This window comes from Burkholderia sp. RF7-non_BP4 (genome assembly GCF_001521935.1).
Classification (GTDB): domain Bacteria; phylum Pseudomonadota; class Gammaproteobacteria; order Burkholderiales; family Burkholderiaceae; genus Burkholderia; species Burkholderia diffusa.
On sequence record NZ_LOTA01000031.1, the window covers coordinates 155,210 to 169,226 of the forward strand.

8 protein-coding genes are annotated in these 14,017 nt (G+C 69.5%); 3 read left to right on the forward strand and 5 right to left on the reverse strand.

Annotation, left to right across the window (positions count from 1 at the left end):
• Nucleotides 1-28: 28 nt before the first annotated feature.
• Together WS49_RS12880 and WS49_RS12885 are read right to left on the reverse strand one after the other, a co-directional pair.
• Nucleotides 29-1,060 carry an ABC transporter ATP-binding protein gene (locus WS49_RS12880; protein ID WP_059528725.1) on the reverse strand — a complete coding sequence of 344 codons (1,032 nt, stop codon included), beginning with the start codon at nt 1,058-1,060 and terminating at the stop codon, nt 29-31.
• 7 nt (nt 1,061-1,067) lie between these two features.
• The gene (locus tag WS49_RS12885) at nt 1,068-1,919 is read right to left on the reverse strand and encodes an ABC transporter permease (protein WP_059528728.1); all 852 of its coding nucleotides are present in this window, start codon (nt 1,917-1,919) and stop codon (nt 1,068-1,070) included.
• 162 nt (nt 1,920-2,081) lie between these two features.
• Here WS49_RS12885 and WS49_RS12890 point away from each other — a divergent pair, with 162 nt between their 5' ends.
• Nucleotides 2,082-2,978, forward strand: coding sequence for a LysR substrate-binding domain-containing protein (locus WS49_RS12890; RefSeq protein WP_059528731.1), 897 nt, complete (start codon nt 2,082-2,084; stop codon nt 2,976-2,978).
• Between the two features lie 62 nt (nt 2,979-3,040).
• Here WS49_RS12890 and WS49_RS12895 read toward each other — a convergent pair whose 3' ends face one another.
• Entirely contained in the window at nt 3,041-4,717 is a 1,677-nt protein-coding gene (locus WS49_RS12895) for an alkaline phosphatase family protein (protein WP_059528734.1), read from the reverse strand.
• A 291-nt stretch (nt 4,718-5,008) separates the two neighbouring features.
• Here WS49_RS12895 and WS49_RS12900 point away from each other — a divergent pair, with 291 nt between their 5' ends.
• Complete coding sequence (locus tag WS49_RS12900) at nt 5,009-5,230, forward strand: hypothetical protein (RefSeq protein ID WP_059448952.1); 222 nt, start codon at nt 5,009-5,011, stop codon at nt 5,228-5,230.
• Between the two features lie 69 nt (nt 5,231-5,299).
• Here WS49_RS12900 and WS49_RS12905 read toward each other — a convergent pair whose 3' ends face one another.
• Nucleotides 5,300-9,103, reverse strand: a complete 3,804-nt coding sequence (locus WS49_RS12905) for a DUF748 domain-containing protein (RefSeq protein ID WP_059528737.1) — start codon at nt 9,101-9,103, stop codon at nt 5,300-5,302.
• A gap of 152 nt (nt 9,104-9,255) precedes the next feature.
• The gene (locus WS49_RS12910; RefSeq protein ID WP_059528740.1) at nt 9,256-10,695 is read right to left on the reverse strand and encodes a DUF1254 domain-containing protein; all 1,440 of its coding nucleotides are present in this window, start codon (nt 10,693-10,695) and stop codon (nt 9,256-9,258) included.
• A 369-nt stretch (nt 10,696-11,064) separates the two neighbouring features.
• Between WS49_RS12910 and WS49_RS12915 the strand changes: the two genes are divergently transcribed.
• Complete coding sequence (locus WS49_RS12915) at nt 11,065-13,881, forward strand: heavy metal translocating P-type ATPase (protein ID WP_082725507.1); 2,817 nt, start codon at nt 11,065-11,067, stop codon at nt 13,879-13,881.
• Nucleotides 13,882-14,017 lie beyond the last annotated feature (136 nt).

The window sequence follows — 14,017 nt, forward strand, 5'->3', positions numbered from 1 at the left end:
CTCCGTTGAATGAATAGGTCGCCCGCGCTCACGCGGCGGGCAGCACGAGCAGATGGCGCGGCTCGATCGACACGCAGCGCGCGGGCAGTTCGCGCCCTTCGCCGAGCAGTGCGTCGGTCGCGCCGGCGGGCACGAAATCGAAGCGCTGTGTCGCGCCGAAGTAGCGCACCTCGCCGACCCGGCCATCGATGCGGTTCGCGACGTACGCGGGGGGATCGGGCTGCAGGTGCTCCGGACGGATCAGCACCTCGACCGGGTCGCCCGGCCGGTGCGCACCCGTATCCGCGCACAGCGTCGTGAACCGCACGTCGACCGCGCCATGTGCGAGCACACGGCCGCGCAGCAGCGTCGAATGGCCGACGAAACGCGCGACCTGCGCGGTCGCCGGACGCTCGTACAGGTCGCGCGGGGTGCCGGCCTGCAGCATGCGTCCGCCGTCGACGATCGCCACGCGATCGGCCATGCTGAGCGCTTCGTCCTGGTCGTGCGTGACGAGCAGCGTCGTCGCGCCGCATGCGCGCTGCAGCGCGCGGATCTCGTCGCGCAGCTGGTGGCGAATGCCGGCGTCGAGCGCCGCGAGCGGCTCGTCGAGCAGCAGCAGCTTCGGTTCGATCACGAGCGCGCGGGCCAGCGCGACGCGCTGCTGCTGCCCCCCGGACAGCAGCGCCGTGCTGCGCCCGGCCTGCGCGGCGAGACCGACACGTTCGAGCATCTCGAGCGCGCGGCGGCGGCGTGGCGCCGCGGCCATGCCGCGCATCTTCAGGCCATAGGCGACGTTGTCGACGACCGACAGGTTCGGAAACAGCGCGTAGTGCTGAAACACCATCCCGACCTCGCGCTGCCACACCGGCACGCCGGCCATGTCGCGGCCGCCGATCGCGATACGGCCGCGGTAGCCGTCGAGCAGGCCGGCGGCGAGGCGCAGCAGCGTCGATTTGCCGGAGCCGCTGCGGCCCATCACGGCGAGCAGTTCGCCTTGGGCCGCGGACAGCGTGACCGCGTCGACGCCGTGACGGGCGCCCGGATACTGGAAGCTGACGTTTTCGAAATCGAGACTCATGACGGTTTCACTTCAGGCGTTGCACGGTGAAGACGGAGGCGAGCGTCGCGAGCACGGCGAGGACGAGCAGCACGACGGTCGCCGCGCAGGCCATCCCGGACGCGCCGTAGAACGCCTGCAGCAGCACGATCGGATAGTTGCGGTAACGGAAGCCGGCGATGAGGTTCGAGATCTGGAATTCGCCGATCGACAGCGCGGCGACCATCACGAGGCCGGAGAACAGGCTGTGCCGCAAGTTCGGCAGCACGATCGTGACGAACTGGCGCAGCGGCGTCGCGCCGAGCGTCGCCGCACATGCCTCGAGATGCGCGAGGCCCAGGTGCCGCAGGTCGCTCAGCAGCGTCTGCAACAGGTACGGCAGCGTCAGCACGGCGTGCGCGGCGATCATCAGCGGCAGCGTGCCGAGCCACGGCAGCGCATCGCCGCTGAAGATCGCGATGTAGCCGAACCCGAGCGTCAGCGCCGGCACCGCGATCGGCATCAGCATCACGATGCGCGCCGCGAAGCCGCGGCCGGCCAGTGCGCGATGATGCAGCGCATACGCGAGCGGCAGCGCCAGCACGGCATTGATCGCGCAGCAAGCGAGCGCGACCGCGAGGCTCGTGCCGAATGCGCGGGTGAAGCTGCGATTCGCGGCCAGATCAGCGAACCAGTGCGACGTGATGCCGGTCGGCAGCAGCGTGTTCGTCCACGACTGGCCGACCGAGCCGATCAGCAGCAGCACGATCGGCAGCGCGAGATACAGCCCGAACGCCGCGACGAACGCCCGCAGCAGCAGGTGTCCCGCCATCGCGCGCGGCCGTTTGTTACGACGAATCGGAATAGCTTCGGCAAGAGCCGGAGCGGATGGCGAATGCATGGCGAATCTCGCTGACGGACACGGAACGGGTCACGCAACGCCCGCCGGGCCGGGCCGGCACGCGTTGTCGTGACGGACGCAGTGTGCGGATCCGACATGGCATCGTCATGAAAAAAACGTACAACGCCCGCATCGATCTGTGCGCGCAAGGAATAGTTCGCCGTGAAGCACCTGTTTCCCAACGTCGCGGAGCTGCACGCGTTCGCGAGTTCCGTGAAGTACCTGAACTTCTCGTATGCGGCGCGCGAGCTTGGCCTGACGCCGAGCGCGGTCAGCCGGCAGATCGCGAATCTCGAGGCGCTGTTCGGCGTGAAGCTGTTCGTGCGCGAGGGGCGCAATCTCGCGCTCACGCGGGCCGGGCAGGTTTATCACGCGCGCGTGATCGGCCCGCTGCGCGAGATCGGCAACGCATCGATCGAATTGCTGAGCGCGCGCGAGGACAGCGACCTGCTGACGATCGCCAGCGTGCCGACCTTCACGACGAAGTGGCTGGTGCCGCGTCTCGCGCGCTTTCTGGCCGTCGCGCCAGCGGTCACGCTGAGTTTTCGCCGCCATCTCGCGCACGGCGACGTGTTTCCGTTCGGGCTCGACGCGGCGATCCGCTATGGCGACGGCGCATGGGAGGGCGTCCGGTGCGATTACCTGGACGGCCGCACGTTCGTGCCGGTCTGTTCCGGCGAATTCGCGGCGCGGCATGCGCTGCGCACGCCCGCCGACACGGCCGCCGCGCCGCGGCTCGTGCACGAGCAGGCGGAAATCGCATGGTCGCTCTGGGCGGAGCGCCATCGCGTCGCCCGGATGAACGCGCTCGCGGGGCCGCGCTTCGAACAGTATTCGGTGCTGATCCAGGCCGCGCAAGCCGGGCTCGGGCTCGCGCTCGTGCCGCGCTTCCTGATCGTCGACACGCTCGCGAGCGGCGCGCTCGTCGAACCGTTCGACGCGCCCGTCGACGTCGACGCGCAGGGGCACTACCTGTGCTACGCGCCGGAGCGCCTCGAGACGAGCGCCGCGTTGCGACGCTTCAGGGAATGGATGCTCGACGAATGCGCGGACAGATGAGCGTGCCCGACAGGGCCGGGCACGCGTGGACGGCACGTCGCCGTGCCGTCCGTCACGTTGCGTCAGTGGTCGATACCGAGCCCCGGCAGCACGCGCGTGTTCTCGGCCACGACCGCGTGCAGCAGCTTCGGTTCGGCGCCGAGCAGCCCGAGGATGGTCGGCGCGACCTGCTTCGTGCCGACGAGATCGCTCACGGTGCGCGCGCGGTGGAGGCCCGGATACGACACGAGCAGGCCGAGGTGGCTGTCGTCCGGCGCGTTGCCGCCGTGCTCCTCGTCCTTCTTCGTGCTCGACGTGTAGATCACGCCCGGATTCGGCTGGACGACGATGTCCGGCGTGCGGCCGTTCGCCGGATCGCCGAACCGGTCGGCCAGCGCCGCGCCGTACAGGATGTATGCCTGCGAGCCGTCGGCGCAGATCCCCGGCGCGTTGCAGCCGAGGTTCGCCTTCAGCGTCTGCACCACGGCCGTGCGCTGGCTGCGGTCGCGCAGCCAGATCAGGCCGACGTCGTCGGTCTGCACGAAGCCCGTGCCGACCAGGCCCGAACCGTCGTTCAGGTTGCCCGTCGTCGTGTTGTTCTGGCCGAAGTTGCCGTTCGGGTCGAGATAGTTGTTCGCTTCGAGCAGTTTCGTCAGCGTGTCGCCGTTCTTCACGAGCTTCGTGTGATCGGTCGGCGACTGGCCGTGCTTCGCCGTGACGATCACCGCCGTCGACGTGTACAGGTTGCGCTGCTTCAACTCGTTGACGATGCGGCCGATCGAGTTGTCGACGTACGTGATCGCGTTCGCGACCTGGCCGTTCGGCGTGAAGTTCGCGTCGAGATAGCCGCCGCCCTTCGCGACCGGCGCCTTCTGCGCGACGCTGAGCGTCTGGAAGTTGGCGCCGAACAGCGTCGGCACCGGCGCGTTCTTCGTGCCGGTCGAATCGCGGCCGTCGATCTGGTTGACCAGCGCCTGCACGTGCAGGTTGTCGAAGCGCGCGGTGTGCGAATAGACGTCGGTGTAGGCGGTGTTCGTCGCCGGGTCGATCGAGTTGATCTCGGTGCGCATCAGATCGTCGACGCCGGTGCCCGACGGGCCGTTCAGCCAGTCGTAGCCCCACGCGTGCTTGTCGGCCCATGCGGTGTATGCGTTCGGCACGCCGGCCTTGACGGCCTCGAACACCGTGTTGGTCTTCACGTAGTTGTGCGGATAGACCGGCACGCACTGGCCATTGACCTTCGCATGCGGGATCGCCTGCGGATTGAACGCGCCGCCGCCGTCGAGGTGCACGAGCGCGCCGCCGTTGATGGCGTCGATGCCGGTCGTCTCGTCGAACACGACGTTCCAGCCCTGCTTGCCCGAGCAGGTCGTGTCGCTCGGCGCATACAGATTGCGGTCGTACGACACGTCGTAGAACAGGCCGGCCGTCTTCGGCGAGCCGCCCGTCACGAGCGCCGCGAGGCCCGGGAACGAATCCGACAGGCCCGGCGTATAGGCGTTCGTGTACGTGACGCCGTTTTGCGCGAGCACCGCGATGTTCGGACACGTGTTCGCGCCGATGCAGCGCGCGAGGTCCTGCTCGTGCAGGCCGTCGACGCTGATCAGCAGCACGTGCTTCACGACGCGCCGGCCGTGGCCGGCGGCGTCGCCCTGACCGTTGCCGTCCTGCTGCGCGGCGTGGACACCCGCGCTTGCGAGCGCCAGCGCGCCCGCCACCATCGCCACCACCTTCCGCTGCTTACCAAGGAAAGACATCATCACCCCACCTCATCGATTGACGTTGAACTGCGTGACCTGCCAACAGGCGCGCAAAATATGGCCGGATCGTGCGGCGCTCCGATGAAGCGGGGCTTTCTGTTTTCTGTCAAACGTAACCAATCGCAAATGACACGACGCCGTCGCAATGCAGGGTGCCCCAGGCGCACGCCGCGACGCGCGCACCGGGCCGGTGCAGGGTGCGCGCCATCGCCCGCCGCGCGATTTTTTTTCGTGCTTGGCGCATGACTATTGGCGTGTGATAAAGGGTTTTCCCTGACCCGGAGCACGACTATGTCGACCCTGGAAGCTCTCCGGTTCGTGCTGGACGATGCACGTACCCCCGAAATCATTCGCCATCACGTCGTCGACGCGCTGCAGTACGCGCTGCGCAACTACGGACAGGTGTTCACCGCGAAGGAAGTCGAGTGGCTGACGCAGTGGGACGACGCCCGCCTGCCGCTGGCCGCGAGGAAGGAACTGGACAAGCGCGAACCGGCGATCGCCGAGCGCTGACAGGAAGGCGCGCCGCCGCGCCCGATTGCCGGTCGGGCGCGGCGGCGGCGGATGATGGCGTGACGCGGCTTACTGCAGGCCGAAGTCGACGCGCGTCGTCGCGCCCTTGTCCTCGATGCCCTTCGCATCGAGCTTCGGCGCCACGACGAACATGCGGCTCGAATCGATCTTGCCGTCGAGGTATTGGCGCACGGCCTCCGCGCGCCGCTGCGCGAGCGCGCGCAGCGCATTGTCGTCGGCCGGCGCGTGATCGGCGAGCGCCTGCTTCATGTCCGCATCGGGCAGCGTCTTCTGCAAGCCGATCAGGTTGCGCGGCTTCTTGAAGTCGGCGGCCTTGTACGCACGCGTCAGGTACTTGCTGTACTCGGCCGGTTCGACCTTCACCGACATCGGGTCGATGCTCTCGCCCTGGCCGACCACGTCCTTCAGCTTCTGCTGACGCACCAGGCGCTCGACGTACGCGTCGCGCAGCCCCGGCGTGTCCTTCGCCGGATCGACGCGGCCGATCAGGTCCAGCCGGATCGACGGCTTTTCGGTCAGCATCTTCACGACGGTGTCGAGCTTCTTCTGCTGCGCGTCGGTCAGCGCGTACGTGCCCGGCGCGAACTCGACGTAGCCGAGATCCTCGCCGCCGCTGCCGCCGAACGCGTTCGCGAGCAGCGTGAACGGCGACGTGACGGCCTTTGCGATCAGGTTCAGCACCGCACGCCAGATCAGCCCGCCGACGCTGAACTCCGGATTCGACAGCGAGCCCGACACCGGCAGGTTCACGTCGATCTCTCCGCGCGTGTTCTTCAGGAGCGAGATCGCGAGCTTCACGGGCAGCTTCGTCGCCGTGTCGTTCTCGACGTGATCGCCGAACGTGAGCTGGTCGATGAAGATGTGGTTGTTCGCCTGCAGCTGATCGTTCGCGAGCTGGTAGTGCAGGTCGACGTTGAGCTTGCCCTTCGTGATCGGATAGCCGGCGTACTTCGCCGAATACGGCGTCAGGTTGGTCAGCTCGATGTCGTGCGCGGTCGCCGTGAGGTCCAGCGCCGGCTTGTCGATCAGCGGGTTCACCGAGCCCTTGATCGAGATCGGCCCGTTGCCCGCGAGGTTCGCGGCGACGTCGACCGGCGCGGACGTCGTCGAGTCCGTGCCGAACGCGCCGACCGTCCCTTTGATCGCGACCAGATTCGCCGTGTAGTTCGGCTTGATGAAGTTGTCGGTGTAGGTCACGCGGCCGTTCTGCAGCAGGAGCTGGCCGAAATGCATGCGCACCGGATTCTGCGGCGGCGGCGCGGCCTTCACGACGACCGTCGCCGATGCGGCGGCCGGCGCGGACGCCTGCTGCACGGCCGCGGCCGATGCGGCCTGCGCGGCGGCCGGCGGCGTCACGCCCGGCGACAGCGGCACGGGTTCGCCCTTGCTCGAGTCACGCGTGAGCGATTGCGCGGGGCCCGTCTCCTTCGCGACGACGTCCTTCAGGTTCAGCCGCCCCTGCGCATCGAGCAGCACGCGGCCGTAGAAGTTCGAGAACGTCACGCGCGCGGCGTCGACGTCGGTGCCTTTCTCGTCGTAGTTCACCTTCAGGTTCGACAGCGCGAGCGAGCGCCAGCCCGCGAACGGGTCGGACGTCGCCTTGTCGAGCATCCGCACGTCGACCAGCGCGACATCGCCGCGATAGGTCGCGCGCGGCGTGTCCTTCACCTGCGCGAACGTCAGGTTGCCCTGCGCGTTGAGCAGCGCGCTCGCGATGGTCGCGTTCAGCGCGCTGCCGAAGTACGGCTCGAACGCGGCCGCGTCGAGGCGGTTGCCGTTGATCTTCAGGCCGAGCTTCAGCGGCTGCGCGGTCACGTCGCCCGACACGTTCACCGAGCCCTTGCGGTTCAGCGTCGCCTTCAGCTGCACCGGCAGCGGCTTCGTCATGTCGTCGCTGATCTTCTGCACCGACAGGTCGAGCGGCTTGATCGCGAGCTTCACCGGACGCGGCGTCGACAGGTCCGTGAAGTTCGCGGACGACTCCTTCACGTTCAGCGCGTCGATCCGGTAATGCCACGACGGCGCGGCCGCCTCGGCCTTGCGCGCGACCGTGCGCCTGGGCACCGGCGCCTGCGCGGGTTCGGCCAGCGCGGCCAGGTCGATCTTGCCGTCCTTCAGGCGCTTCACGTCGAGCGCGAGCCCGGTCGCATCGACGCTCGCGATTTCCGCGGTGCGCGCGGCGACGTCGACCTTCGCGATCTTCGCGCTCGCGTCGGGCAGCACGATCGCGGGCGCCTTCGCGTCCGGCGTCGCGAGCTTCAGCGACTTCAGGCTCACCGTGCTGTCGGCGACCTGCGCGTCGAGCGGCGTCTTGCCCCAGTCGGCCTTCGCGTTGACGCTCGCGCCGAGCGTGCCGTCGAGCACGCGCGCGCGGGTCGCCTCGCCGAGATACGGCTGCAGCGCCGGCAACGCCAGCGCGTCGACCGTCAGCTTCGTGTCGGCCTGCTTCGCGGCCAGGCTGAACGCGCCTTCGGCCTTCACGTCACCCCCGCGCGACAGCGACGTCGACAGCGTGTATTTCGCGGGCGTCTTGCCCTGCAGCGTGAAGCCGTCGAGTGTCGCGGCGAGCTTCGTCAGCGACAGCGCGGTCGGCGTCGCGGGCACGCGGTCGTCGACGTTGATCGTGCCGCCGTCGATCGCGAAATGACGGATCGTCAGGTCGAGCGGCGGCGCTTCCTTCGCGGCGACTTCGGCCTTCGCGCCGCTCGCGGCGTTGGCGGCTGCGGCGGTCGATGCGGCGGCGCCCGACACGGCCGGCTTGCCCGCGTCGGCCTTCGGCGCGGCGGCCGGCGTGCCGGCGAGCTTCTCGACGTTCAGCACGCCCTGCTTGTCGCGCGCCAGGTCGACGACCGGCTGGTCGAGCCGGATCTCGTCGAAATGCAGCACGTTGCGCAGCGGCTCGAGGCCGGCGGCCGCGACGTGCACGCCGCGCGCGGCGAACAGCGGCGCGGACGCGCGGTCGGTCACCTTCGCGTCGTTGAGGTCCACGGTGCCCGACACGCGCAGCGACGGCGTGGCGCCGCTCATCACGAAGTTCAGCGTGAGGTCGCTGCTCAGCAGGCCGCTGGTGACGATCACCGGCAGCTTCGCCGGCGCGTAGGAAATCAGCTTCGGCACGTCGAGCCGGTCGAACTTCAGCGCGACTTCCGACTCGCGCGACAGCGCGAACGGTTTCGTTTTGCCGTCGATCGCGATCGGGCTGCCGTCGAATCGCGCGCGCAGCTTCGGCTGCACGAAGATGTCGGTCTTCGACGGCAGCGTCGCGATGAACGGAATGCCGAGCGTCCAGTTGTCGACCACGTGCTTTTCGTTCAGCAGGCGGTCGTCGAAGTCGATCCGCCCGTCGTTGACCTGAATGTTCGACACCGAGAAATGGGTCGGCTTGCTTTCGGGTTTGGACGGCGTCGAGAACTTCTCGATCAGGTCGGTGAAGTTGAAGCGTTGCGCGTCGTAGCGGACGATATGAAAGCGCGGCGAGTCGACGCGCACTTCGTTGACGATCGGCGCGCCGCGGAACAGCGACGACCACGACGGCCGCACGACGAGCTTGCCGATGTCGATGAAGTCGCCCTGGCCGCCGCGCTCGCCGACGTGTACGCCGTCGGCTTCGAGGTTCAGCGTGTACGGGTTCAGCGCGATGCGCTGGACGGTGGACGGCCGGCCGAGTTGCTGGCTCAGTTGCTGTTCGGCGATGTGGCGGATCAGCGGCGGCGCCGCGAAGAATCCGAGCAGTCCGAATAAAACGAGGAAGATCAGCACGCCGAGGCCGATACGTCGGGTCCGGCGCGAGCGTGCAACGCTGCCGAGGGCTTGGAAGGTCGAGGGTACGGTTTCTTTGTCTGCGCTTGACATGCTTGGATGCCTCGGGAATGGATGCCGGGCCGCGCCGGAAAACCGGCACGGCCGCGCACGCTATCCCGAAAGTATAGGCTCAGGTGGTGACGGAACGACGCTCGGGCGAGGCCGCCGCGCCCGCGGGTCGGACAGCGGCGGCGCCCGTCGGTTCACTTTCGGACGACGACGGGCGGCATCCACGAGCCGTCGCTCGCCTGCGGCTTCGGCGCGTAGAGTCGCAGCGCGAGCGCGAAGTCGGCGCGCGGCGCCGGCAGCCAGTTGGCCGCGTGCGTGCCGCCCGGCGACGCCGACACGACCACGTCGATCGAGCCGTCGTGGTTGCGGCGCAAGCGGTCGCGGTCGCCAAGCGAGCGGCGCGCCGAGCCGACGTCGGGCAGCGCGCCGTTCGTCGTGTACGGCGTGAGCGTCCAGAACCCGCGCACCGGCGGTAGCGCGCCCGGCGCGAAGTGCAGCACGTAGCGGTTCGCGCCGTTCAGCGTGTGGCCGTCGCTATCGACGCGCACGAGCGCGAGCGTCTCGTCGTCGCGCGTCGCGGTGCCGAACTGCGTGTAGGCCGCGTATGCGCGCAGCGCATAGTCCTGGCCGTACTTGCCGGCCGTGTCGCCGATCCAGCTCCAGCCGTTCGCGTTCAGCAGGTTCGACGGCGGTGTCGCGAGCCGCGCGCGCGCCTCGGCGACGCCGGCCGTCGCGGCGTTCAGGCGATCGCCCGTCCACAGCACCGGGTAGCCGGCCGTCACGCCGATGTCGCCGAGCAATTCGTTCGCGTGCGCGTCGTCGGCCGGTGCCGGATTGTCCTGCAGCGCCCGCGCGAAGCGCGTGAAGAACGCCTTCGGGTCGAGCGCGGCCACCTGCTCGGCCGGCGTGCCGCCGCTCGCCGCTTCCAACGGCGCGCTGCCCGCGTGGACCGCGACCGACGCGCCACGCGTGCTGCCCGTATAGACGGACAGCGGCACCACGCGGATCGCCCGCTGCAGTTTCTTCACGTTCGTGAGGTCGCGCCCGCCGCTCGTCTGCAGCCGCACCTCGAGCCACGCGTTGGCCGACGGCACGTCGATACGCAATGCGCCCTTCGGCAGCGTGCCCTGCCAGTCCTTCGCGGCGAAGGCAATCGTTTGCGATCGCGCGGCGCCGCGAGCGCCACGCGCCGCCACGCTCGACGACGACCACAGCACGTTCGTCCACATGTCGAGCGCGCGGGCATCCCAGTAGCGGCCGCGGGTATCCGGCAGCGTCACGATCACCGGCTCGGCACCGACGTCGAGCCAGCCGGTCGAGTCGAGCGTGTCGACGCCCGGCAGCGGCGGGTTGAGCGCGCCGACGGGCGGCAGCGCCTGCGCGTGGCGCAGCGTGTTGAGCGGCGCCTGGCCCGGCTGCGCGCTGTCGCCGCCCGTCGCGGCTTCCTTCGCGACGTCCATCAGCACGAGCGGATACGCGTATACATAGGAGTCGGCCACTTCGGCACGCATCCAGCCGGTTTTCCGCTGGATCGCGTCCGGCTGCGACGCGCATCCTGCCAGCAGCGCCGCCAGAGCCAGCGACGCGCCTGCCGCGCGCCGCAGAGAAATTGATTCTCGTAGGTTTTCAATCATTGAGTACTGGCCGAATATCGTTCTTGTCAGTCAACGCCTTGTTCGACTCACGATCGGCGAAAGCAAGGCACCCCAGCATGCCCGATCGCCGCTTCGCTCGGCGGGCGCTGATGTCAGGCCGGTATCATAGCGCCTAAGGGCATCCCCCAATATGCCGAATATCGGGCGCAGCGGTAGCCGCCCTGGACTTCCATTGATCCGACCCTTGTCCGGAGCCGCCCGCCGCCTGCGCGGGGCGGCAGGTCGGGCGGGAATGGGCCGGCCGTCGGCACGATGCCGTATTGCATCGCCACCCCTTGACCTTCCCATCATGGGAATGTTGATACTGGCGTCATTCGCGGCACGAACCGCGCTTTTGGGGAATCCGACATGACTGAACCACTCGCCTCCGCCGACATGCAAACGATCGAACTGTCCATCGACGGCATGCATTGCGGCGGCTGCACGGGCCGCGTGCAGCGTGCGCTGGCCGCCGTCCCGGGCGTCGTCGAGGCGACGGTCGATCTCGACGCGCATGCGGCGACGGTGACCGTGCAGGACACGGTCGAGCCCGCGCAGCTCGTCGCCGCGGTCGACGCCGCCGGCTATCGCGCCGCCGTGCGCGAAGCGGCGGTCGAAGCCGTTGCGTCCGCGCACGTCGAGCATGCGATGCACGCGACCGCCCGGCCCGCAGCGCCGGCAAGCGCACTGCCCGCGCCCGCCGCCAGCATCGAACTCGACATCGACGGCATGACCTGCGCGTCGTGCGTGTCGCGCGTCGAAAAGGCGCTGGCGAAGGTGCCCGGCGTCGCGCGCGCGTCCGTCAACCTCGCCACCGAGCGCGCGACCGTCGACGCGGCCCCGGACGTTTCCGCGTCGCAACTGGCCGAAGCCGTGCGGCAAGCCGGCTACGGCGCGACACCGGTCGCCGCGCCGCCGCCTCCGGCCGCTTCCCGCGATCTCGAATTCGACATCGGCGGCATGACGTGCGCATCCTGCGTCGGCCGCGTCGAAAAGGCGCTGGCCGCCGTGCCTGGCGTCACGCGCGCGTCGGTCAATCTCGCGACCGAACGCGCGTCGGTGCATGGCGCCGGCACGCTCGACGCCGCCACGCTGATCGCGGCGGTCACGACGGCCGGTTATCGGGCGTCGCTCGCCGTTGCGCCGGACGCGGACGCCTCGGCCGACGCCGAAGCCCGCGCCGCCGAACCCGCGCAAGCCCCCGACGCCCGCAAGCGCCGCGAAGCGATCCGCGAACGCAATCTCGTGATCGGCTCGGCCGTGCTGAGCGTGCCGCTCATCGTGCCGATGCTCGTCGCGCCGTTCGGCATCGACGCGATGCTGCCCGGCTGGCTGCAGCTCGTGCTCGCGTCGGTCGTCCAGTTCGGCTTCGGCGCACGCTTCTACCGCGCCGCCTGGCATGCGGTGAAGGCACGCACCGGCAACATGGACCTGCTCGTCGCGCTGGGCACGTCGGCCGCGTACGGCCTGAGCCTGTGGATGCTGCTGCGCGACCCCGCGCACCCCGGCCATCTGTATTTCGAGGCATCGGCCGTCATCATCACGCTGGTGCGCTTCGGCAAATGGCTCGAAGCGCGCGCGAAACGCCAGACGACCGAGGCGATCCGCGCGCTGAACGCGCTGCGCCCCGACCGCGCGCGCGTCGTCGAGCACGGCGTCGAACGCGACGTGCCGCTGGCGCAGGTGCGGGTCGGCACGACCGTCAGCATCCGTCCGGGCGAGCGTGTGCCCGTCGACGGCCGGATCGCGTCGGGCCGCTCGCACGTCGACGAATCGCTGATCACCGGCGAAAGCCTGCCGGTGCCGAAGGAAGACGGCGATCCGGTCACGGCCGGCTCGATCAACGGCGAAGGCGCGCTCGTCGTCGAAACCACCGCGATCGGCGCGGAGACGACGCTCGCGCGCATCATCCGCCTCGTCGAATCCGCCCAGGCGGAAAAGGCGCCGATCCAGCGGCTCGTCGATCGCGTCAGCGAAGTGTTCGTGCCGGCGATCCTCGGCATCGCCGTGCTGACGCTGGCCGGCTGGCTGATCGCCGGCGCCGGCATCGAAACGGCGATCCTCAACGCGGTCGCGGTGCTCGTCATCGCGTGCCCGTGCGCGCTCGGCCTCGCGACGCCCGCCGCGATCATGGCGGGCACCGGCGTCGCGGCCCGCCATGGCGTGCTGATCAAGGACGCCCTGGCGCTCGAACTCGCGCAGCGCACCACGGTGATCGCGTTCGACAAGACCGGCACGCTGACCGAAGGCAAACCGTCCGTGACGGCATTCGACGCCGTCGGCATCCCACGTGAGCAAGCGCTCGCTCTCGCGGCCGCGGTCCAGCGGCAAAGCGACCACCCGCTCGCGCGCGCCGTGGTCGCCGCGCACGATGCGGACGTCGTGGCCCGCGGCGGCGGCGCGGGTTCGGCCGAGATTGTCGCGGCCGACGCGCGCGCGGTGGCCGGACGCGGCGTCGAGGCGCGCGTCGGCGGGGAGCTTCTCGCACTCGGCAGCACCCGCTGGCGCGACGAACTCGGCATCGTCGTGCCGCCGGAACTCGACGCGCGTGCCGCGGAACTCGAGCGCGCGGGCAACACGATCTCGTGGCTGATGCGTGCCGACGCACCGCGCGCGCTGCTCGCGCTGATCGCGTTCGGCGACACCGTGAAGCCGGGCGCGCGCGACGCGATCGCGGCATTGTCGGCGCGTGGCGTCGCGAGCGTGCTCGTCACGGGCGACAACCGCGGCAGCGCGGCGGCCGTCGCGGCGACGCTCGGGATCGGCGAAGTGCATGCGCAGGTGCTGCCCGACGACAAGGCACGCGTGGTGGCCGAACTGAAACGCACGCACGGCGGAATCGTCGCGATGGTCGGCGACGGGATCAACGACGCGCCCGCGCTCGCCGCGGCCGACGTCGGCATCGCGATGGCGACCGGCACCGACGTCGCGATGCATACGGCCGGCATCACGCTGATGCGCGGCGACCCGGCGCTCGTCGCCGATGCGATCGACATCTCGAAGCGGACGTATCGGAAGATCCAGCAGAACCTGTTCTGGGCGTTCGTCTACAACCTGATCGGCGTGCCGCTCGCGGCGCTCGGCTGGCTGAATCCGGTGATCGCGGGCGCGGCGATGGCGTTCTCCAGCGTCAGTGTCGTGACGAATGCGCTGCTGCTGAGGAGATGGAAAGGCCGCGCACGCTGATGTGGGCCGCGACAAGCGCCGGGCCGTTCGATGGACGGCCCGGCGCTTGTCGTATCGGGAATCGCTTGCCGTCCGGCGGGGCGCAAATTGCATGCGCTGCGCCGGAACAGATCATTGGAAGGCGGCCGGAAAGAAC

Coding starts and splice junctions, on each gene's coding strand:
- WS49_RS12880 (WP_059528725.1), bottom strand. CDS start 1,060: ATGAGTCTCGATTTCGAAAACGTCAGCTTCCAGTATCCGGGCGCCCGT.
- WS49_RS12885 (WP_059528728.1), bottom strand. CDS start 1,919: ATGCATTCGCCATCCGCTCCGGCTCTTGCCGAAGCTATTCCGATTCGT.
- WS49_RS12895 (WP_059528734.1), bottom strand. CDS start 4,717: ATGATGTCTTTCCTTGGTAAGCAGCGGAAGGTGGTGGCGATGGTGGCG.
- WS49_RS12900 (WP_059448952.1), top strand. CDS start 5,009: ATGTCGACCCTGGAAGCTCTCCGGTTCGTGCTGGACGATGCACGTACC.
- WS49_RS12905 (WP_059528737.1), bottom strand. CDS start 9,103: ATGTCAAGCGCAGACAAAGAAACCGTACCCTCGACCTTCCAAGCCCTC.
- WS49_RS12910 (WP_059528740.1), bottom strand. CDS start 10,695: ATGATTGAAAACCTACGAGAATCAATTTCTCTGCGGCGCGCGGCAGGC.
- WS49_RS12915 (WP_082725507.1), top strand. CDS start 11,065: ATGACTGAACCACTCGCCTCCGCCGACATGCAAACGATCGAACTGTCC.